This window comes from Chitinophaga ginsengisegetis (genome assembly GCF_900168065.1).
Taxonomy (GTDB): Bacteria; Bacteroidota; Bacteroidia; order Chitinophagales; family Chitinophagaceae; genus Chitinophaga; species Chitinophaga ginsengisegetis.
In genome coordinates this window covers 1,385,790-1,405,325 of record NZ_FUZZ01000001.1, presented here as the reverse complement: position 1 = coordinate 1,405,325, position 19,536 = coordinate 1,385,790, and the positions used below count along the sequence as shown (strand labels likewise).

22 protein-coding genes are annotated in these 19,536 nt (G+C 45.1%); 17 read left to right on the top strand and 5 right to left on the bottom strand.

Translation table 11 applies throughout. The annotated features are described in order from the left end of the window. Window positions 1–4 precede the first annotated feature (4 nt). Genes B5Z18_RS05475 through B5Z18_RS05445 form a run of 7 tightly spaced genes read left to right on the top strand, consistent with a single transcriptional unit; the run spans window position 5 to window position 7,450 of the window. Entirely contained in the window at window positions 5–1,534 is a 1,530-nt protein-coding gene (locus tag B5Z18_RS05475) for a beta-N-acetylhexosaminidase (protein WP_079468374.1), read from the top strand. A 5-nt stretch (window positions 1,535–1,539) separates the two neighbouring features. Further along, window positions 1,540–2,862, top strand: coding sequence for a sugar MFS transporter (locus tag B5Z18_RS05470; protein ID WP_200817203.1), 1,323 nt, complete (start codon window positions 1,540–1,542; stop codon window positions 2,860–2,862). Beyond that, window positions 2,862–4,070: an N-acetylglucosamine-6-phosphate deacetylase gene (nagA, locus tag B5Z18_RS05465; protein ID WP_079468373.1), complete on the top strand. Its 1,209-nt coding sequence runs from the start codon at window positions 2,862–2,864 to the stop codon at window positions 4,068–4,070. The genes B5Z18_RS05470 and nagA overlap by 1 nt, the downstream gene beginning before the upstream one ends. An 11-nt stretch (window positions 4,071–4,081) precedes the next feature. Then, complete coding sequence (locus B5Z18_RS05460) at window positions 4,082–4,855, top strand: glucosamine-6-phosphate deaminase (RefSeq protein WP_079468372.1); 774 nt, start codon at window positions 4,082–4,084, stop codon at window positions 4,853–4,855. Next, the gene (locus tag B5Z18_RS05455) at window positions 4,852–5,496 is read left to right on the top strand and encodes a carbohydrate-binding family 9-like protein (RefSeq protein WP_079468371.1); all 645 of its coding nucleotides are present in this window, start codon (window positions 4,852–4,854) and stop codon (window positions 5,494–5,496) included. Before B5Z18_RS05460 ends, B5Z18_RS05455 begins: the two co-directional genes overlap by 4 nt. A 31-nt stretch (window positions 5,497–5,527) precedes the next feature. Continuing rightward, entirely contained in the window at window positions 5,528–6,331 is an 804-nt protein-coding gene (locus tag B5Z18_RS05450) for a glycoside hydrolase family 16 protein (RefSeq protein ID WP_079468370.1), read from the top strand. Between the two features lie 6 nt (window positions 6,332–6,337). Then, on the top strand, window positions 6,338–7,450 hold the full coding sequence (locus tag B5Z18_RS05445; RefSeq protein WP_079468369.1) for an acyltransferase family protein: 1,113 nt from the start codon (window positions 6,338–6,340) through the stop codon (window positions 7,448–7,450). Between the two features lie 244 nt (window positions 7,451–7,694). Here B5Z18_RS05445 and B5Z18_RS05440 read toward each other — a convergent pair whose 3' ends face one another. Beyond that, a complete protein-coding gene (locus B5Z18_RS05440; RefSeq protein WP_200817202.1) occupies window positions 7,695–8,615 on the bottom strand; it encodes a DUF2268 domain-containing putative Zn-dependent protease in 921 nt (306 codons plus the stop codon). A 215-nt stretch (window positions 8,616–8,830) separates the two neighbouring features. Between B5Z18_RS05440 and B5Z18_RS05435 the strand changes: the two genes are divergently transcribed. From B5Z18_RS05435 to B5Z18_RS05415, 5 genes are all read left to right on the top strand, one after another. Next, window positions 8,831–10,801: a DUF1963 domain-containing protein gene (locus tag B5Z18_RS05435; RefSeq protein ID WP_079468368.1), complete on the top strand. Its 1,971-nt coding sequence runs from the start codon at window positions 8,831–8,833 to the stop codon at window positions 10,799–10,801. A gap of 34 nt (window positions 10,802–10,835) precedes the next feature. Further along, complete coding sequence (locus tag B5Z18_RS05430; RefSeq protein WP_079468367.1) at window positions 10,836–11,099, top strand: hypothetical protein; 264 nt, start codon at window positions 10,836–10,838, stop codon at window positions 11,097–11,099. A gap of 125 nt (window positions 11,100–11,224) precedes the next feature. Continuing rightward, window positions 11,225–11,665: a YqgE/AlgH family protein gene (locus B5Z18_RS05425; protein ID WP_079468366.1), complete on the top strand. Its 441-nt coding sequence runs from the start codon at window positions 11,225–11,227 to the stop codon at window positions 11,663–11,665. 79 nt (window positions 11,666–11,744) lie between these two features. Then, complete coding sequence (locus B5Z18_RS05420) at window positions 11,745–12,050, top strand: HP0495 family protein (protein WP_079468365.1); 306 nt, start codon at window positions 11,745–11,747, stop codon at window positions 12,048–12,050. A 126-nt stretch (window positions 12,051–12,176) separates the two neighbouring features. Continuing rightward, on the top strand, window positions 12,177–12,848 hold the full coding sequence (locus B5Z18_RS05415; protein ID WP_079468364.1) for a YceI family protein: 672 nt from the start codon (window positions 12,177–12,179) through the stop codon (window positions 12,846–12,848). 161 nt (window positions 12,849–13,009) lie between these two features. Here B5Z18_RS05415 and B5Z18_RS05410 read toward each other — a convergent pair whose 3' ends face one another. Then, a complete protein-coding gene (locus tag B5Z18_RS05410; RefSeq protein ID WP_079468363.1) occupies window positions 13,010–13,885 on the bottom strand; it encodes an AadS family aminoglycoside 6-adenylyltransferase in 876 nt (291 codons plus the stop codon). A gap of 152 nt (window positions 13,886–14,037) precedes the next feature. Then, on the bottom strand, window positions 14,038–14,178 hold the full coding sequence (locus B5Z18_RS32450) for a hypothetical protein (protein WP_159454203.1): 141 nt from the start codon (window positions 14,176–14,178) through the stop codon (window positions 14,038–14,040). Window positions 14,179–14,294: 116 nt separating this feature from the next. On the opposite strand from B5Z18_RS32450, the gene B5Z18_RS05405 reads away from it, so the two are divergent. The 5 genes from B5Z18_RS05405 to B5Z18_RS05385 all read left to right on the top strand — a co-directional run bounded on the left by B5Z18_RS05405 (window position 14,295) and on the right by B5Z18_RS05385 (window position 17,168). Next, window positions 14,295–14,618: an ArsR/SmtB family transcription factor gene (locus tag B5Z18_RS05405; protein WP_079468362.1), complete on the top strand. Its 324-nt coding sequence runs from the start codon at window positions 14,295–14,297 to the stop codon at window positions 14,616–14,618. Window positions 14,619–14,625: 7 nt separating this feature from the next. Beyond that, on the top strand, window positions 14,626–15,093 hold the full coding sequence (locus B5Z18_RS05400; RefSeq protein WP_079468361.1) for an SRPBCC family protein: 468 nt from the start codon (window positions 14,626–14,628) through the stop codon (window positions 15,091–15,093). 6 nt (window positions 15,094–15,099) lie between these two features. After that, window positions 15,100–15,480: a DoxX family protein gene (locus B5Z18_RS05395; protein ID WP_079468360.1), complete on the top strand. Its 381-nt coding sequence runs from the start codon at window positions 15,100–15,102 to the stop codon at window positions 15,478–15,480. Window positions 15,481–15,492: 12 nt separating this feature from the next. Next, the gene (locus tag B5Z18_RS05390) at window positions 15,493–16,071 is read left to right on the top strand and encodes a YdeI/OmpD-associated family protein (RefSeq protein WP_079468359.1); all 579 of its coding nucleotides are present in this window, start codon (window positions 15,493–15,495) and stop codon (window positions 16,069–16,071) included. A 200-nt stretch (window positions 16,072–16,271) separates the two neighbouring features. After that, window positions 16,272–17,168, top strand: a complete 897-nt coding sequence (locus B5Z18_RS05385; RefSeq protein ID WP_079468358.1) for a hypothetical protein — start codon at window positions 16,272–16,274, stop codon at window positions 17,166–17,168. A gap of 79 nt (window positions 17,169–17,247) precedes the next feature. On the opposite strand, the gene B5Z18_RS05380 is transcribed toward B5Z18_RS05385, so the two are convergent. Further along, on the bottom strand, window positions 17,248–17,712 hold the full coding sequence (locus B5Z18_RS05380) for a hypothetical protein (RefSeq protein ID WP_079468357.1): 465 nt from the start codon (window positions 17,710–17,712) through the stop codon (window positions 17,248–17,250). Between the two features lie 102 nt (window positions 17,713–17,814). Further along, a complete protein-coding gene (locus B5Z18_RS05375; protein WP_079468356.1) occupies window positions 17,815–18,945 on the bottom strand; it encodes a M12 family metallopeptidase in 1,131 nt (376 codons plus the stop codon). Window positions 18,946–19,536 lie beyond the last annotated feature (591 nt).

Sequence of the window (19,536 nt, the reverse complement as noted above, 5' to 3'; positions counted from 1 at the left end):
TACTATGATGGCAAAGCGTGTATTAACAGTGGTGTTTATATTGGCCATGTATCTTTCCGTAAGTGGCCAGGCGAATACTTTCCGCGTGAAAGGTTTTCATCTCGACCTGCGCATACAGGTGATGAAGATGCCGGCGTTGAAAGCCTTTGCGCGGCAGTTAAGTGAACATGGCATCAACACACTGGTGATGGAATGGGAGGCCACCTATCCCTATCAGCAACACGCCGTTATTTCCAACCGGTACGCCTACACGCGAACGGAGGTTATTGATTTTGTAAAGTACTGTAACGGGTTGGGGATTGATGTGATCCCTCTCCAGCAAAGCTTTGGCCATGTTGAATATATTCTCCGGCACTGGCGCTACCGGGAACTCCGGGAAGACCAGAAAGATTATTCCCAGGTGAACCCAACCAAAGAGGCAGCCTGCAAGGTACTATTTAGTGAGCTGTATAAGGATCTCATCTCCACACATACCTCCCGGTATATTCATATTGGAGGCGATGAAACTTATCTGCTTGGTCATTCGGAAGCCTCCAGACAAAAAGTAGCAAAAGTGGGCAAAGGACGTTTGTATGGAGATTACATAAAAATGTTGTGTGAAGAAGTAGTAAGGTTGGGCAAGATACCGGTAGTATGGGCAGATATTGCATTGAAATATCCCGACGCGTTACAGGGCTTACCAAAGCAAACTGTTTTTATAGACTGGAACTATGGATGGGACCTTAACCGTTTTGGAGATCATGAAAAGCTTATGCAGAGCGGGTTTGAAATATGGGGTTCCCCGGCTATCCGGAGTGGTCCTGATAATTATTTCCTGACCGACTGGGAGAAACATTTTAATAATATCCGTGACTTTATTCCGCAGGCGAGGAAGCTGGGTTACCGTGGTATGATCATGACTTCGTGGTCTACCTCCGGAATATATTCGCCGGTGTTTGAGTCGGCCAACGATATTACGGACCTGTATGCGATTCGCCGGGTATATCCCATCACGGGGTTTGATATGCTGATAGCGGCGTATTTTGAAAGTTTGCGTACCACAGCTCCGCTGGAGGTAGAAAAATTCATTGCACGCTACTGCAAAGATCAATACGGCTTTAATGAAACGCAGGCCCTGTCATTTTGGAATGCCCTGAAGAAAACGCCTTATGAAGTATCACAGGGAGCGGTGGTGAAGCCGGGCGTTTCGCTTGCCGCGTTGCTGGACAGTGCCCGGGAAACAGCCAGGGTGCTATATTCCCTGCAACCTTCCGCTAACAAAGCCAGCTTCGGTCACTTCCTGTTATTGAGTGATATCCGGGTTTATTACCTGTCTTGTTTAATGATAGAAGCCAGGATGAATGATGTTGCCTACACCCGCAATCAGGCTGCGGGCCTGCTGCAACAGCTCAATGATCTGAAGCCGGAGGAGCTGAACAAACGTTTCTCTCTTATGAACAGGGACGTATTGTTTCCTGCTGAGATTGAAACAGAAAATACCTTACGTAATGAAAGATGGAATCAGTTAAGAACTAAGCTGGAGGCTAACAAATGACACATATGAACATGCAGGGAGTATTGTATAAACGAAGGGAAGATACCATCCCCATTATGATCATCGGGTTGATGTTTTTTATTTTTGGGATGGTCACCTGGATCAATGCGATCCTGATCCCTTATTTTAAGATAGGCTGTGAACTCAATAATTTTCAATCCTACCTGGTGGCATTTGCTTTTTATATTGCTTACCTGGTGATGTCGTTGCCGGCCGGCTACCTGTTGAAGAAAACAGGTTTCCGCAAGGGAATGATGATCGGGTTCTGGATCATGGCATCCGGTACATTGCTCTTTGTGCCCGCGGGTATTACGAGGGCTTATCCGCTTTTCCTGGCGGGGCTTTTCACGATCGGTTTGGGCCTTGCTATCCTTCAAACCGCGGCCAATCCATATATCACTATACTCGGCGACAAGGAGCGGGCCGCGCAGCGTTTCAGCATTATGGGTATCTGCAACAAAGCAGCCGGCATACTGGCGCCGCTTTTATTTGCGGTGGCTATTATCCGGCCGGGCGATCAAACGCTTTTCAGGGAGCTTCCCGCCATGCAGGGACAGGAAAAGGAAGTGATACTGGACCAGCTGATCCAACGGGTGGTGGTACCTTATGCAGTGGTATCTGTTGTTTTATTTTTGTTGGGATTATTGATAAGATTTTCTCCTTTGCCGGAAATTGATACCGATACGGAACCCACAGCTACGGCGGTTCCACAGGAGCGCCCGAAAAGCATCCTGGAATTTCCGCACCTGGTGTTAGGCGCGGTAGCCATTTTCTTTCACGTAGGCTCACAGGTGATTGCGGTGGACAGTATCATCAACTACGCTTCCAGTATGGGGATGCCATTTCTCGAAGCAAAGATATTTCCGTCGTATACTTTAGCGGCCACTATCACGGGTTATATACTGGGTATTTTATTGATACCACGGTTCCTTTCGCAACTGACGGCGCTGCGTATCTGTACGGTACTGGGTCTTTTGTTCAGCTGTATGATTCCCTTTGTACAGGGAAAGGTGCCGCTGTTGGGGCATCACACGGATGTTTCTGTATGGTGTATTGTACTCCTGGGATTCGCCAACTCCATGATATGGGCGGGAATATGGCCACTGGCGCTCGACCACCTCGGACGCTTTATAAAAACAGGCGCCTCTTTACTGGTGATGGGATTATGCGGCAATGCTATTTTGCCGCTCCTGTATGGCTATTGGGCCGATAAGTATGGATTGCGCATTGCCTACCTGGTACTATTGCCCTGTTATGGCTACCTGATCTTTTACGCATTTTATGCATTTGGCCTGAGAAGCTGGAACCGGAAAACCATAAATGAATAATGAAATATCTGAAGATATATAACGGAACGGTGCTTACGCCGCAACGCACGATTAGCGGTGGTTGCGTGATCATTGCAGATGGCATCATCGCAGAGGTGAGCGATAAAAACATAGCAATACCCGGCGCAACAGAGATCGATGCCCGCGGAAAATACATTGCGCCCGGCTTTATAGATATGCATGTGCATGGTGGCGGTGGACACGACTTTATGGACAATACAATCGAAGCTTTCCTGCAGATTGCGATTACGCATGCGCGTTATGGCACCACGGCCATGATGCCCACCACCCTGAGCTGCGATAAGCAGGATTTGCTGGATACCCTGGCTATTTATGAACAGGCGCACAAACTGAATGATAAAGGCGCCGCATTTGCCGGACTGCATATTGAAGGGCCATATTTTTCCATGCAGCAGAAGGGCGCGCAGGACCCGCGGTATATCCGCCATCCCGACCCTGCTGAATACGTGGACATACTTTCCCGCTCGCCGGCCATCAAAAGATGGAGCGCTGCGCCTGAGCTGCCCGGCGCATTGGAATTCGGAAGATATTTAACCAACAGGAATATCCTGGCAGCACTGGCGCATACCGATGCCATTTATGAAGAAGTGATAAAAGGCTATGAAGCAGGTTTTACACATGCTACACATTTCTATTCCTGTATGTCCGGTGTTTCGCGGCGTAATGCGTACCGCTATGCCGGGGTCATTGAAAGCGCTTACCTGATCGACGGCATGACCGTAGAGATCATTGCTGATGGTATTCATTTGCCTGCCCCGTTGCTGAAGCTGGTGTATAAAATTAAAGGCCCCGAACGTACCGCCCTGATCACCGATGCCATGCGGGCTGCGGCCATGCCGGAAGGACCATCGGTATTAGGCAGCCTTAAAGATGGTTTGAATGTGCTGGTAGAAGATGGCGTAGCCAAATTGCCCGACCGCAGCGCTTTTGCAGGAAGCGTAGCTACTGCCGACCGGTTAGTGCGGAACATGATAGAACTGGCAGAGATACCCCTGCGTGATGCGGTAAGGATGATGAGTGAAACGCCCGCATCTATTCTTCATATACAGGACCGGAAAGGAACAGTGGTAAAAGGCAAGGATGCGGATCTCGTCATCTTCGACGACGGGATAAACATTGACACCACCATCGTGAACGGAAACATTGTGTACATGTCGAAAGAATCTTTCTCCGGTTATCTTATCTAAATAAAACAAACATGATAAAGGAATTTAAAGCAGGGAAATTAACCGCGAAGATTTATCCGGACCGGCAGGAAATGGGCAGGGCAGCTGCAGCAATGGCGGCAACCACCCTCCGGTATTTATTGGGAAATAAAAAAGAAGTGAATATCATTTTTGCAGCTGCCCCTTCCCAGAACGAGTTCCTGGAAGCACTGCTACACGAGAACGGCATGGAGTGGAACCGCGTAAATGCTTTTCACATGGATGAATACATTGGCCTGCCGGCAGATGCACCACAGGGATTTGGCAACTTTTTGAAGCACCGGATCTTTGACGCATTACCCTTTCATACCATTCACTATATCGATGGCAGTGGCACGGAAACAGCCTGTGAAAAATATACTGCGCTGCTGCAAACGTATCCTGCAGATATAGTATGTATGGGAATAGGAGAGAATGGTCACCTTGCTTTCAATGATCCGCCCGTGGCGGATTTTAAAGATCCGCAAAAAGTGAAAATAGTAACGCTGGATGAAGTGTGCCGGCAGCAACAGGTAAACGACGGTTGCTTCACCACGTTGGAAGAAGTGCCCACACATGCCGTTACATTAACCATCCCCACACTGCTGGCAGCGCCGTATATTTTTTGCGTAGTACCCGGCCCACGGAAAGCAGCGGCAATATATGATACTATTCACCGGGATATACAGGAACAATATCCGGCTACTATCCTGCGAAACCACCCCGGCGCCATACTTTTCCTGGATGAGGAAAGTAGTGCCCGGCTAAGTCATCAAAAGGTATCATGATGCGGAAACTGGAGGTGCCCTTTATTCCGTTGTATGGTAAACCCGCGCCTGCTGAAGTGAGCAGGCTGCTGGACAGGCTACAGGTGATCCCGATCAGTTGTAACCCCTGGCCTCAGTATGCGCATGCAGTGGAGGCAGCGTTTTCCATTGCCCATAGTGAAGATGCCATCCTGCTCAAATACTACGTAAAGGAAAGTCATTTGCTGGCGGCGGCTTCTACCAACGGGGATATTCATAAAGACAGCTGCGTGGAATTTTTTGTAGCCTGCGACGATGGCGGCAACTATTATAACCTGGAGTTTAACTGCATCGGCTGGTGTAAAGCCGGGTTTGGATCCAGCCGTGAAAACAGGGCCCCGCTGCCCGTTACGGCTACTGACCTGATCACCACCGCTACTCATATCATATCGGCAGTGGAGCAGGGCAGGAGGTCATTTGTTTGGGAATTAACGGTGATTATACCAGCGGTGGTATTTAGCTATCATAACATTACCACGCTCACCGCCATGAAGGTAAAAGGCAATTTTTATAAATGCGGAGATGAAATGCCGGCGCCACACTTTTTAACCTGGAATGATGTAAAGGCCGCTATGCCCGATTTCCACCGGCGGGAAGATTTTGCTGACATCTGTTTTCTCTGATTATTCAATAACCTATAAAAAGTACAAAGTTATGAAAAGCATTTTTGTATGGCTGTTGGCAGCCATCCCTGTTTGTTTTGCAAATTGTACCTCCTCCAGGCCCGATGGCCCGGTTCAAACAAAAGCAAGTGTGCAGCACGGCAAAGCCAATACGGTTGCGGTGAACGGCATAAACCAAACCACCATCCAGTTTTCCGGCTACACCTGGATCGTAAAGGAGCCGGCCGGTCAGCAAGGGCCTCACAATAATTACTGGAGCGGTGATAACGTTTGGGTAGACAGCAACGGGCGGTTACACCTGGTGCTTAAAAAGCATAATGATACCGGCCGGTGGGAATGTGCAGAAGTAAGAAGCACCCAGTTGTTCGGATATGGCACCTACCAATGGAAGATCGAAGGAGCCGTAAATGCGCTGGATAAAAATATTGTATTCGGGCTTTTTAATTATTCCGGGAACAGCCGTTTCGATGAAATGGATATTGAGTTTTCAAGATGGGGGTATCCCAACGCGCCGATACTGAACTATACGGTTTGGCCGGCTACCGGTGATACCGGCATCAGCAACGTAACCTATGCAAAGGATTTTGTGCTGAACGGAACCTATACCACACACCGGTTCCGGCGCGATGCCACCTCCATTCACTTTCAGAGTTTGCACGGCTTCCAGAATGGAAACCTGAACCAGTTTGAAACGAAAACCTGGACTACACCCACCTCTATCAGTACCTTACAAATGCCCATACACATGAACCTCTGGCTTTTTAATGCACCGCCTTCTAATGGCAACGCTGTAGAAATCATTATACACGAATTCAAATTTACCCCCTTATCTTAATTAAGTATGAAATCTGTACCGGAAAGATACCCTGCGTTGGATGTGCTGAGAGGCATGACTGTTGCTTTCATGATAGTGGTGAATACACCCGGCAACTGGAATGCGATTTATGCGCCTTTTAAGCACTCCGACTGGCACGGATTTACGGTGACCGACCTGGTGTTTCCTTCCTTCCTGTTTGTGGTAGGAAACGCGCTTAGTTTCAGTATGAGGAAGATGAAAAGTTTTGCTCATACTGAATTTATGGGGAAGGTATTCAAACGTACAGCCATCATTTTTGTAAATGGCTTATTGCTCGGTATGTTCCCTTTTGTTCAGTACGAACAGGGTCATTATATGTGGAAGCCTCTGGCTGACATACGGATCTGGGGCGTTTTACAGCGTATTGCGGTTTGTTACTGCATCGCAGCTTTTATGATCCGTTATTGCAATAGCCGGACGCTCGTTATCATGTGCGTATTGATATTATTGTTGTATTGGTATGTGCTGTATTGTTTTGGTGTACCGCCCGGCCCTTACAGCCTGGAAGGCAATGTGGTTGGCAGATTGGACGCGCTTTATTTATCTCCGGGGCATATGTATAAGCATTATGGCTTTCCGTTTGACCCGCTGGGGCTATTGAGCACATTTCCTGCTGTTGTTAATGTGGTGGCAGGGTTTCTTACGGGGAGTTTTGTGCAGAAGAATGGAGGTGTACTGAAATTGTTTGCTGCCGGCATATTGCTGGTGGCAGCCGGCGCGTTGTGGAACAGGTGGCTGCCTATCAATAAGCCGCTCTGGACCAGCTCCTATGTTATTTATGCCACCGGTTTTGATTTGCTGATCCTCGCTGCATTGATTACCATCATAGATGTATGGTTATTCCGGAAATGGACTTACTTCTTTGAAGTATTCGGTAAAAATCCCTTGTTCATCTACATTGTTGCGTGGGTAGTGATTGTGCTGATGGGGATGATACGCATAAACGGAGGATCGGTGAAAGGGATTATTTACAGGGATGCTTTTAGCAGTTGGTTATCTGACAAAAATGCTTCCCTGTTGTTTGCTATTGCTTATATGCTGATGATGTGGCTGCTTGGGTATGTGATGGACAGGCGGAAGATATATGTGAAAGTGTAATTTAAATAATGGCCCACGTATGCCCGGCTAAAACAGGGAGGCTGATGAACCCCGCGGATGCTTCTGCGATGCCTCGGACTTGCGTATGTCATGGATAGCCCATGCACTATCAATACTGTTCCCATGCACTCCTCATGCACTCCCCATGCACTGTTAATGCACTCCCCATGCACTATCTCCCCCCTGGAGGCCCGCATGGGTCCGCTAAGATAAGGGATGCGGTCCCTAATAGTATATTTACATTTTATTTAATATAATCCTTCAGATACCCGCTTTGGGCCAAAAAAGCCTTATAATCCTTAATGTCAAGAATTTCCCTGACAGCCTGCTTTTTATCTGCCGCCTTCATGAAATATTGTTGTGTGATCTTATAACCCATCCAGTAACCCAGGTCATTAGGCCGGTCGTCTTTCCGGGAAACATCGTATAGCCAGTCGATATAGTTTGTACTGTCAATTCTTGTTACAAATTCCCGGCATAGTTTGTCCTCGTTTCTATTCCCATAGTCTATTGCGGTTTTATTGGTGGTTGCCCCGGATATCAGTTCTCCCAAAAAATCCGCACTGCCTTCAACAATGCTCTGCTGCAATAAAGTTGGATTTTCCATCCAGTTCTTTTGCTGAAAATGAATCAGCTCATGCGCCACAATAAACGGGATGTTGCTGATATCAGTTTGTTTTTCGGCGCCAATAAACAAACCCTCCTCATTGAATGTTCCACCTGAATTGTAAGCGCCAATCACAAAATAAACAGGCGGATACTGTGCCGGCGGGTACCAGTATTTTAAAGCGTAGAACGCGCTTCTGCATTGTTTTTCCTTTTCTTTCATCTGCAAAGTTGTGGTCCTCACTTTTTCATAGTCGCTGCTGCGCTTCCTGACCACCTTATACAAATTTTCGGCGTTTTTAATCCTGTCCGGAATAAATCCTTTCACTCCCGCACTGCCAATGTCGATGTAGGCACTGCCAAACGGGTTAACGGTGGTATCTTTTTTAAAAAGGTCAAAAGCTTTCCAGAAATTATCTATGTCTTTGGTAAGAAAAACAGCGCTGTCGGGGTTATTTGAAAAAGCTGTCTGGGAATAGGCAACGGTGCCGGTAAGCGCAACCAGTAATAACGTCAGGCAATATTTAAGCATAGCAGCAGGTAATTGAAAGGGCTTCATAATAATGTAAAGTAATTTTTTTGAAGCAAATTTTAACAGGAATGTACGGGTTGAAATAAATAATTAATAAGAAACCTTCTGGCTACGGGAGAGTTGTCATCTGACAAAAGTTTTGGCGGAAAATTCTTTTTTTAACAGGCTTTTCGTATAATTATGCAGCGCACCGGTAACCCGGTTAACCCAATTTCAGGAAACCATATCAAAAGAACGGGCTTATGGAACTTCATGCTTTTGTGCCACCAGCGGATGGTAAAGATCACTTTCAGATAAACGATTTTATTTTTGAGATGGATGATGCGCAGTCCGGACAGGATTTCGATTATTCCGGCGCTTTACTTATTACTATTGTTGCCCGCACCAGCGATGTGGAAAGGGCTGTAAAGGCGGAGCTGCTGGACGAATACCAGCCCACCGGGGAAGTGAAAATAGTGATTCCTGCCCTGGGGATTTATAAAAGCGATGCACCGGAAGGAGTGATTCACTTTAAGGAAGATAAACATGAGGAGCCCTATCTTTCTATGAACCGCGGACGGTTTCATTATACGCTAAAGTTTTTTGGAGATGTTGTTTTTAAAGATGGCTGGGTAGCGTTGCTGGGGCAGCTGAAACCTTCCTGGAGTGATCAGCCGGTTTTTTCGGTTACTATTTACAGGAAGATAAATACCGCGCAGTTAAACTGGGAACGATATTGTTTTACTGCTGTGGAAGAAGCAGCCGCCGCCCCGGTAGAATGGGTGAAAAAACTGGTGCTTATCAACCCCACATTCGACCGGCTGCCGAATGAATTTTATCGCCTGAAAGCATTGCGGCACGTGGAGATCACCGCTAAATGGCCGGTGAAGAAGCTACCCCTGGAACGGCTGGATGATAAGCTGCTTCATCTCCAGGAACTGGAGCATCTTGTGATTGTTGATTCAAGCCTGTGCCGCATTCCTGAATATATGAGCAAGCTCACAAAGCTCAAACATTGTTCGTTTGCCGGCGGCGATTTGTCGCGTGTGCCCGCCCACCTCATGGATATGCCGCACCTGGAATATCTTAACCTGAACGGCAACCAGCTCAGCGAAATTTCAGTGTTTGAATTGCCGGAGCTTAAATACCTGCACCTGGCGAAGAACCAATTAAGAACTTTGCCGGAAAACCTGCTGGCTCTGCCAAAAATTGTGAAGATCAACGCCGCCAATAACCCGTTTTCATTCCTGCCCGCCGCTTATTCAGCTTTTGCCGGGCTGGATCTGGATATGAATAATAAACAGCAGTTGCTTGATAATACCTACAAAGATGCAGATGGCAACGGACCGGTTAAGTGGAACGATGAACTGTTTTTTGCACAACAGGACGAAGCGTTAATCCGGCCCGTCGACGAAATTCTCATGGAAGAAGGGTTACTGCCACACGGTGAAGCCTTACGTGCGCTCGTAAAACGGACGATCGGGTTTAATCATTCCGGTGAGGAAGACTACACCGCTACCGGTAATCACCGGTTTGGCGGCATGCCCGACCTGCCTGAGAATATTGACTATCCTGATTATTACGACGATTATAACAAGCAGCATTATAAGTATGAATTTATAGCCCAGGTTAATTGCGAAGCACTGGCGCCGTTGCAGGAATATTTACCGGCAACGGGAACGCTTTTCTTTTTCCTGGAAACTATCCATAACATCGGCGCCCGCGACGGGCATTTGCCTTGTAAAGTGTTGTATGTGGCCGATAACTCCACCCTGCAATCGGGCAAAAGGTTTTCCTTCCCGGAGGAGGACTTTTATGAATTGGAGAACGGACAATATACGCCCTATAAAGCAAATGCCGTTGTTAAAAATTCGGTGCCGGGGTTTTACTCCTGGCATTCCAACCAGTACATTTTCCGGGAGGTTTCAAAACCTTTACTGCAGGAGGAAGCACTACTTGATAGCCTGTACGAAGTTTTTGAAGAACCGGTTAATTTTCTGCAGGAAAGTGATTATGAAATCAACAACTATGGTTTCACCCAGCATCAATCCCCGGAGTTGCAGGCGGCGCTGGCCTGCAAAGGAAATCCTGAAGACTGGACCATCCTGCTTACTGTAAAATCCCGCGGGGATTTTTCCTGGGGAGATGCCGGTGATTTGTTTTTTGTTATACATAAAAGCGACCTGGCGAAAAAGGATTTCCGCAAGGTGTTTATAACGATAGAGAGCAGCTAAGTTTCACAGATTACATAATGAAAGTTATATTGTTATGAGAAGAAAATTAATTTTGTTCTGGCAGCGTTATGGTCCTCCTATAGAAGTAGCGGGGCTTATACTTTTAATTATCGGGAGCACCTATATGAAAAACTCCGTTACTTTTAAAAGTATCGCCGTTGCATTCTGGATTGTGTGTATGGTGATTTATATAATAGCGGAACCAACCTACCGGACCTTCCGGTTCTGGCTTTTTCTGATACTTGGTTTAACCCTGGCCACCAGCCAGGTACTTCAGTTGATAGGTACCTTTAATTAATTATCCGGGGGGAGATAGATAACTGCACATAGTGGTCGCTTTCTTTTAAACAGGTTGCCGCGGGCACGAAATTCCTTTTTGATGCGTACTTTCGAAGTTTAATAAAGCTCCGGGTTTACAAAGTTATGGATGCAGGAATATTTATAACCAGCACATCGCTGCTGGATGATACCTTTTTTGAAGATGCAACCCTTTTCATTACTGAATATAATGAAAAGGGAGCGATGGGATTTGTGGTGAACAAGGAGTTTCCCCGTAAGTTTAATGAATTGGAAGAGTTCAGATATAGTCCGCCGTTTCCGCTGTATGATGGCGGCCCCGTGGACCGGGAACATCTTTATTTTGTACACCGGCGCCCTGATCTGATAGCAGGAGGTGTCCCGGTAGCGGATAACATCTATATGGGAGGTGACTTTAAGGCCGCGGTGATGCATATGAATAATGGAACAATATTGGAACAGGACATCCGGTTATTCATCGGGTATTGTGGCTGGAACACGCATGAACTCGAAGAGGAAATAGCAGAGGGCAGTTGGGAGATATGGGAGGAAGGCAGGCTGTTTTAATGGCTGACAGGTGGATTTTTAAAAAAGAAGTTATTTTGCAGGTTGATTTTGCGAAATAAAATTGATAAATAGTATTAATATGTCTACAGGTGAAAATGTAAATGCCAGCTTAGGCGGAGATCCGTATGAAAATTTTCGTTCATTGTTGCAGCAATCAATAGTATTCCCTACTGAATATACTTTTAAGTTTATTATTAAGGCGGACGAGGATAAGATAGCAGAGCTGAAGTCGATGTTTGCGGATGTAAGCGCAAGAATTACAGAAACCAGTTCTTCCGGGGGGAAATATAAATCCTTTACGGTGCAGGTACCTGTTCAGGATGAGGAAGAGGTGATCTCGTACTATAAAGAGGTGTCAAAAATTGATTCGGTGATTATGCTGTAGGGGTGGCTGCTATGCAAAAAAGTATGCATGAATTGTTATAATATTGACATTTTTCGATATGTTGCATCGTGATTAAACCCAATTGCCTATATTCGGGAACTTATATATAATTTTAATTTGAAATTTATGAAGCAAACAGTACCTGCCTTTGCCCTGCTGCTTACACTTGCAGCATGTGGCGGTGCTTCGACTGATCAGGCGAAGACCGAAGAAAAGAAAGAAGCAGCTGTGACCGCCGGCGCAGCTTATACAATTGACACTGCCACTACAACTGTACAATGGCGTGCTACTCACAAAGGTGGATTTGCCCCCCGCTTTGGTACTATCAAAGTTGCAGATGGTAGTCTCAACGTTGAAAACGGAGCGGTTACCGGTGGTAGCTTTGATGTAAACCTGACTACCCTGTTGGCAGATCCGGCTTCTGTTACTGAACCGGATAAAAAGGCTTCCGATCTGGAAGGGCACCTGAAAAGCCCCGACTTTTTTGATGTAGCCAAATATCCATCAGCTAAATTTGTTATCACATCTGTAGCTCCTTTCGACAGCACCAAGCAGAAAAGCCTGCTTCCAGGCGCTACCAATCTTATCAGCGGCAACCTGACCCTGAAAGACAGCACCCTGAACATTACTTTCCCTGCACAAATCACTGTTGGCGAAAAGGACGTTACTGCTAATGCAAAATTCGTGATCGACAGATCTTCATGGGGTATCAACTACAAAACAGAAGGTAGCCCTGAAAACTGGATGATCAGTAAAGATGTTGAAATTGGTTTCAGCCTGAAAGCAGCAAAGAAATAAATTCTTTACTACGGCTTAAAGGCCTGATATATCAATATCAAAATAAAGCAGCCTGGCACGATCATGTGCCAGGCTGCTTTATTTTAGCTAGTTGCTACCAAAAACTCTTCTCCGTACTGACGAAGGACGTGGCGCTTTACCGGATCAGAAATGATAAGTAGTTATCTGCTATCATTACACTTCGCTCTTATCTCTTCCAGATATTTCCTGATATTTTTTTCCAATTCCGCCGGGTAACTATATCCCAGCTTTTCAGACAGTTCAACGCCCAAGAGATGCACCAGGTCAGCGTAAGCAAACAGGGCATTCCAATTTTCCCCGATGTCACTTCCCGAAAATGTGGATTCGATTTTTTCCCACAAACCGGAGGGCAGGTATTTTTTGAACAACCTGCCGTGTTTGTTGGTAGTGATATCCCAGTTGTGGCGACTGGCGATATACCACTCTATCATGGGAACTAAATAATCCGTTCTCATCATATTTTCGGTCATGAATTTGGCATAGAAAATTTCATCACGGGCGAGGCATTTAGCCACGTAGGTCATATCCCACCAACAATCATTCATCACCTGGTTGAACTTTTGCACTGCAGGTTTTTTAATGATGACAGATTGGTAAGTGGGCGCCTTTAGTTGTTGAGTAAGATGGTGCTTGTCAACAAGAACTTTGTAACCCACGTCCCAATCCTCCGGTAAGGTGTCACTATGGATCTCTTTTATAAACTCAGATTTTTTATATAGCTTGAAATCTACTTTTACATAATCATCATACAGCACCATTTTCATAGCGTGTTTATTGTCAAATACGGTTTCATCTTCTTCAACCATTGAAACAGGTGTTCCAAAGGTATGCGTCCATTCATTATTCAGCTGATAGGCTTCCATGTTTTCAAAAACCAGCTCAATATCAAGGTCGCTGAAGTCGTCGACCGGGGCCAGTGGGTTTACCAGTGAGCTGGTGAGGAGCATTACGCTGACATCTTTATTATCTTTAGCCCAATCAATAATTTGCTGTAGTTTTTCGTCTCTTATCTTCATCGGATGAAATTAGCTTTAGCATTAAAGATAATGCATTTTTAAACTTATTGGAGATAGCCGATAGCCTTATCCCGGTTGAGTATTACAGGTTTTACGATGTACGGTTTTTATGACGGTACCTGTTATGCCTGTTGTTATCTGTTGCCTCCGGCTTACAATGCCCCAAAGCTGAACAGTATTTCTCCTTTATTTACCGGTGGCGTGGCGATCTGGTAAACGATAAAGCCATCAATGGGCGAATAGATATCGGTTAGCAGGTTCCCTTTAAAATCGGTGATGTAGCCTAACTTCATCCCCTTGCTGATCAGCTGTCTGCTTCTGCAATCGCTGTAAAAGATACAGAGCCGGGCAAAAATAAATTTGTGTAGTTAAATAACTACATTTATATTTGTAGTCAAATAGCTACACAATGAATTTACGACGAGATGTATTTCAAGCCATAGCGGACCCGACAAGACGGGCTATACTTCTATTGGTAGCTTCGCAGGCCATGACAGCAGGTGCAATAGCCTCGAACTTTGACACGGCGAGACCGACCGTTTCAAAGCACCTGCAGATACTCACGGAGTGTGAACTACTTGAACAAAAGCAAAACGGCAGGGAGATTTATTATCACATCAACGCAAAAAAAATGAAAGCAGTAGCAGACTTTATTGAGCCATTCCGCCAAATGTGGGATGACCGGTTTAACAAATTGGAGGCCATCATGAAAAAGTACAAATCAAAAAAATAACACCCATATGGAACGTAAAACAAAAGTTAATGCCGAAGACGGCAAACAGGAATTAGTAATAACGAGGGAGTTTGATTTGCCGGTGGATCTGCTTTTTAGAGCCTATGTAGAGCCCGAAATTGTGGAGCAATGGATGGGAACCAAAGTGCTGAAGCTGGAAAATAAGAAGCACGGCGGCTGGCATTTTGAAACAAGCGATGCCAGCGGAAAGGTAGTGTTTGAGGCCAGTGGCACCATCCACGAGTTTGTTCCGGATCAGAAAATTACCCGGACATTTGAAATGGAGAATGCGCCTTTTCCCGCCCAACTCGAATTCCTGGTATTTGAACCCCTTACAGACGACACCAGTAAACTCAGTATGCATATCGTATATAAATCTGTTGCACTCAGGGATCAGATGATGCAAATGGGTTTTGCCCCAGGTCTGAATATGGCGCATAACCGGTTACAAACTATTGTAAGCAAATTAAAATAACACATCATGTCAAAGAGAAATAAAATTATCTACTGGATTGCTACGCTCTGGCTTGCATTGGGAATGGTATCTACCGGAATAGTACAATTATTCAAAGTGAAGGCGGAAGTAGATTTTACAGAGAATTTAGGCTATCCCACCTATTTACTGACAATACTGGGTGTCTGGAAATTGTTGGGAGCTGTAGCAGTACTTATTCCTAAATTTCCTTTATTGAAGGAATGGGCGTATGCAGGCTTTTTCTTTGCCATGTCGGGAGCGGCCTTTTCACATCTGGCAACAGGCACCACGAACCATATATTTCCCTCGTTGTTATTACTTGCACTGACTGTAATATCCTGGTACTTCAGGCCGGCGGATAGGAAAACCATTTTAGTTAATCAATAAAAATGAAATAAAATGAATCCCAAGGTTGATTTTTATTTTGACAAAGCTAAAACGTGGAAGAAAGAAATAGAGAAGTTGAGAGCGATTGTGCTCGATTGTCACCTGACTGAAGAATTGAAGTGGGGATGTCCTTGTTACACGTTTGAGAAAAGTAACATCGTTTTAATACATGTTTTTAAAGAATACTGTGCGGTGTTATTTTTTAAAGGCGCGCTGTTAAAGGATCCTAAAGGTATCCTGATCCAGCAAACAGAGAATGTGCAGGCGGCCCGCCAGGTGCGGTTTACCAGCCTCCAGGAGATCACCAAACTGGCATCTACCCTGAAAGCCTACATTTACGAAGCCGTTGAACTGGAAGAAGCCGGCGTGAAAGTGGAGTTTAAAAAGACCAAAGAATACCCCGTTCCGGAGGAATTTCAAAAGCAACTGGATAAAACGCCTGCTTTGAAAACTGCTTTTTATGAACTGACGCCAGGCCGGCAAAGAGGATACCTGCTTTATTTTTCTGCTCCTAAACAATCTAAAACACGGGAGTCGAGAGTGGAAAAATATATAGAGCAAATTCTCGATGGTAGAGGATTAGATGATTAAGAAGAACAGCCTGTAGCAGCCAAAATAAATACCCGACCTGAATCGCAGAACTTTGTGGATCTGATGCTGTAGATTTTTAACCTGGAGGAAAGAAATATTTTTTCCCTGAAACTTATGTTTTCATTTTCTTTTCCCGGAGAAGCATGTATCTTTAGTAAGCATGAAAACACTATTTGCATCTGTTATCTAATCCCAATAACATGGCCAGCTTCAAACTCTCATGGTCGGGTGTTACCCTCATTATTATCACGCTGTTTAGTCAATTGCCGGTAAATGCACAGTCCCGCCAATTCTCAGTATCAGGCGGTGGCGCCCTGAACGTAAATAATTTCGACTGGTCCATTGCAGGCAATTCAGAGGGGCAATCCCCCAATGTTTTATCAGAGCTGCATTTTAACAGCATTACCTCTCTTGGTTTTTATTTAAATGGCGCCTACAGGCCGGTGAAATATCTGCGGTTTGATGCGTACTATCAAAGAAACGGTGTAGCCGGTGGCAGCGGGATGGACACGGATTATAAAGGCGATGACCGTACAGATCCTACGTTTCAGCAATCCTTTTCCAGCGACAGGGGCTATTTGGAGGTGTTCAGGATAGGCGTCAACGTTATATTTCTCCAACGTACAAAGTTCAGTTTGGGGGCCGGCGTATCCTATAAGAACACCCGGCAAAACTTTGTTATCCTCAGCCCGGAGTTAACAGACCTGCAAAGCACTTACACTGCAAGGTGGCGTGGACCAGCATTCTCCCTGGAAGGTAATTACCTGATTAACCGGTCGCTGTCGGTTGGCGCCAATATAGCCTATACGTTGATCCGTTACAGGGGAGAGGCGGACTGGAACCTGATAGATATCTTCATGCATCCATTGAGTTTTGAACAAACCTCAAAGGGGCACGGCATGGATTATGGTTTGAATTTCAGATATGCCGTTAATGGTTTTCTTTCGTTTTCACTGGACGGAGTTCTGGGGAATGCAAGGGTTTCCAAAGGAACCGATATATCTTACCTGACAAACGGTACACAGATTTCCACACAGTTCAATGGTTCCGGTAATTACTTTTATGGCGCCCGCCTGGGAGCCATGGTACAGTTCTGATTAGTTTAAATGAACCGGCTATAAACACCTAAAGCCAGTTTTAATAACCGGCAGTTTATAATTTTTTAAGTAACAGTGCTTACTTTTCCAGTTTGTATTTTATCGTAATCGCCGGTGATACTGCTGTGTTGAGCACCACTAATGAAGTATCCGGGGAATAGGTTATTTTCCCTTTCAGATCTGTTCTTGGCTTGCCATTTCCATCCAGGAAATAGATACTGTCGGCAGTCAGCTTAATTGCAAATACAGAATCTTTCCGGATAGTATATACAAAATCTGTTTTGATATTTGTGCGAAGACCATAAGCCGCGAAACCGGTGCTTTGCAGTGTGTTGTCTTTTGCCAGCCAGGAAAATACGTTGCCATTACTGATCTTTGTCCAGGCCCCTTCCTGTTGTGTTTTTATAGAATCTTCCCGCCAATCGAATTTAGCGCCATAGGTAAAAGGGTCTACCTGTAAATCATCATCCTTATCGTTCTTATCGCAGGATTGTAACAACAGCAACGTCACAATTGGACATAAAAAAAAGAAAAAGCTTTTCATCCGTCGATATTTTAGCTATGTTGAAAAGTAAATTACGTTTTTATCTTTTAAATGGGAAAGAAGCCCGTCGTTTGTGACAGGCTTCTTCCCGGTATTGTTAACTTAAGGACAAGTAAACTTTCCCAGATCGTTGGCCAGCGTACAACAATTAGGAGGCGTTGGATTGCCGTTGTTCAGGTATGCCTGAAAATCGAGTCTTTCACTCGGCGTCATGATCGTGTTATCCGACTTGTACACCGTAGGCGCTAACTCAGCATACACATCTGTTCTTGCCATATACGGAATATAGAAGTAGTTTATCCAGGATCTGTCGCTGTTGGAAAGAAAACTACCCTGGTAGATATCAGTGCCGTCTGTTTTAGTGTACATCGGCAGGCTGGTGTTATGTACAATGGAGGTACTGCTTGTATAAGAGCTGTATCCCATTACAGAAGTGTAGTCGTAAGTACCTGTCTGGTAGTAATTGGTGGACGGGATATTAAATTGCGCCAGTCCGGATGAAGTAAGATTGGATGTATTCACAGTAACAAACGAGTTCCTGTCGAGGCGCGTATGTTCATGTCTTAATCCCAGTGCATGGCAGATTTCATGAATAATTACACTGTTATCCCACGAATTAAAGGCAAAATCGGCGAGGTTGATACGTTGTACACCGCCAGTTCTTCCGAGGTTTGATTCACTGACATCAGCACCATCTGTAGACCAGAATTCGATGTTGGGGTAGGTAAATCCATAAGTGGGGTCAACGAGTGGTTCGCAGGTGGCATTGTAGAATCTTACGTTGGTATTGGACTGCATTTCAAGCAGTGCTGAACGTACTTTCTGCTTCTCTGCCAACGTTAAATTTGATCCGTATATAATCCTCACCATTGCCCATAAATTATAGGCGGTGGGGTATATACTGAATGCGCGTGGAATGGTGCGACCCTGAGCGGTGTTTTGAAAGGGCACGTTGTAAACCGGGTGTGCGTTCTTCTCAGCGCCTACATAGTCGGGCTTCTTCGACTGTAACTGACCATAGAGATCCAGGTTTTTGTATTGTTCTTTAGTAAGGCGGATGTCACCTTCCCAAAAATAATCAGCGCCCTTTTTTTCGACCATCACACCGGATTTTAAAGTGATGGGGCCGTCTTTCTGGTTATCTGATTCATTAGATTGCTTATCCTTACTACAGGATAAGAAAAACAATACTGCTAACAATGGGATTGTTTTCAAATAGTGGGTACGTTTCATGGGTAATTTTTATTGGTTGAAAAAATACTTGGGTTATTGTGAGACTATAGCAAAAAAATGAGAAATAGGTTAAGCAAATCAGTTTCGTGATACCTGAGGGTCAGTAGCACGCATAACGATATCTAAAGTAAAAGAATATTTCTAATTACAGGGAATTTATTTTTAAGCAGATGATCTGTAGTCCTAATAATAAGAAAGATCCGTATTGAAATCGGCTTGTATATTTTTGATAATCAATTGTTTCCCTGCTGATTAATTTTTCCCGGGCCGGATGTAAATAATTTTGAGTCATGCCGGGGCTAATTTTATCAAGCAGGTAACATTAACTTATCTACTTCTTATACCTGAACTTTTTTAGCAACTCTTCCTTTTTACGCTGCGATACTGTTACATACACCCCGTTTTCCAGTTCTATCTGCCCGTCTTCTCCGCGGATGTAACGCTTGATGCAGTGCGGGTTGATAATGTTAAAAAGCCCTACACGATCGGCGGCAGGAAAAACCGGGGCTGGCCGCTTTTTGAGCGGCGATATTAAACAAATTTCACGGGGTTATAGATTTAATCGTAATATTAGATCATTGAACTGCGCAG

Excerpts from the sequence above, each read along its gene's own strand:
- B5Z18_RS05435 (WP_079468368.1), top strand. The coding sequence starts at position 8,831 with ATGGAACTTCATGCTTTTGTGCCACCAGCGGATGGTAAAGATCACTTT.
- B5Z18_RS05430 (WP_079468367.1), top strand. The coding sequence starts at position 10,836 with ATGAGAAGAAAATTAATTTTGTTCTGGCAGCGTTATGGTCCTCCTATA.
- B5Z18_RS05410 (WP_079468363.1), bottom strand. The coding sequence starts at position 13,885 with ATGAAGATAAGAGACGAAAAACTACAGCAAATTATTGATTGGGCTAAA.
- B5Z18_RS05460 (WP_079468372.1), top strand. The coding sequence starts at position 4,082 with ATGATAAAGGAATTTAAAGCAGGGAAATTAACCGCGAAGATTTATCCG.
- B5Z18_RS05390 (WP_079468359.1), top strand. The coding sequence starts at position 15,493 with ATGAATCCCAAGGTTGATTTTTATTTTGACAAAGCTAAAACGTGGAAG.
- B5Z18_RS05415 (WP_079468364.1), top strand. The coding sequence starts at position 12,177 with ATGAAGCAAACAGTACCTGCCTTTGCCCTGCTGCTTACACTTGCAGCA.
- B5Z18_RS05380 (WP_079468357.1), bottom strand. The coding sequence starts at position 17,712 with ATGAAAAGCTTTTTCTTTTTTTTATGTCCAATTGTGACGTTGCTGTTG.
- B5Z18_RS05450 (WP_079468370.1), top strand. The coding sequence starts at position 5,528 with ATGAAAAGCATTTTTGTATGGCTGTTGGCAGCCATCCCTGTTTGTTTT.
- B5Z18_RS05425 (WP_079468366.1), top strand. The coding sequence starts at position 11,225 with ATGGATGCAGGAATATTTATAACCAGCACATCGCTGCTGGATGATACC.
- B5Z18_RS05455 (WP_079468371.1), top strand. The coding sequence starts at position 4,852 with ATGATGCGGAAACTGGAGGTGCCCTTTATTCCGTTGTATGGTAAACCC.
- B5Z18_RS05375 (WP_079468356.1), bottom strand. The coding sequence starts at position 18,945 with ATGAAACGTACCCACTATTTGAAAACAATCCCATTGTTAGCAGTATTG.
- B5Z18_RS05470 (WP_200817203.1), top strand. The coding sequence starts at position 1,540 with ATGAACATGCAGGGAGTATTGTATAAACGAAGGGAAGATACCATCCCC.
- B5Z18_RS05405 (WP_079468362.1), top strand. The coding sequence starts at position 14,295 with ATGAATTTACGACGAGATGTATTTCAAGCCATAGCGGACCCGACAAGA.
- B5Z18_RS05400 (WP_079468361.1), top strand. The coding sequence starts at position 14,626 with ATGGAACGTAAAACAAAAGTTAATGCCGAAGACGGCAAACAGGAATTA.
- B5Z18_RS32450 (WP_159454203.1), bottom strand. The coding sequence starts at position 14,178 with ATGAAGTTAGGCTACATCACCGATTTTAAAGGGAACCTGCTAACCGAT.
- B5Z18_RS05475 (WP_079468374.1), top strand. The coding sequence starts at position 5 with ATGATGGCAAAGCGTGTATTAACAGTGGTGTTTATATTGGCCATGTAT.
- B5Z18_RS05395 (WP_079468360.1), top strand. The coding sequence starts at position 15,100 with ATGTCAAAGAGAAATAAAATTATCTACTGGATTGCTACGCTCTGGCTT.
- B5Z18_RS05445 (WP_079468369.1), top strand. The coding sequence starts at position 6,338 with ATGAAATCTGTACCGGAAAGATACCCTGCGTTGGATGTGCTGAGAGGC.
- B5Z18_RS05385 (WP_079468358.1), top strand. The coding sequence starts at position 16,272 with ATGGCCAGCTTCAAACTCTCATGGTCGGGTGTTACCCTCATTATTATC.
- B5Z18_RS05440 (WP_200817202.1), bottom strand. The coding sequence starts at position 8,615 with ATGAAGCCCTTTCAATTACCTGCTGCTATGCTTAAATATTGCCTGACG.
- B5Z18_RS05420 (WP_079468365.1), top strand. The coding sequence starts at position 11,745 with ATGTCTACAGGTGAAAATGTAAATGCCAGCTTAGGCGGAGATCCGTAT.
- nagA (WP_079468373.1), top strand. The coding sequence starts at position 2,862 with ATGAAATATCTGAAGATATATAACGGAACGGTGCTTACGCCGCAACGC.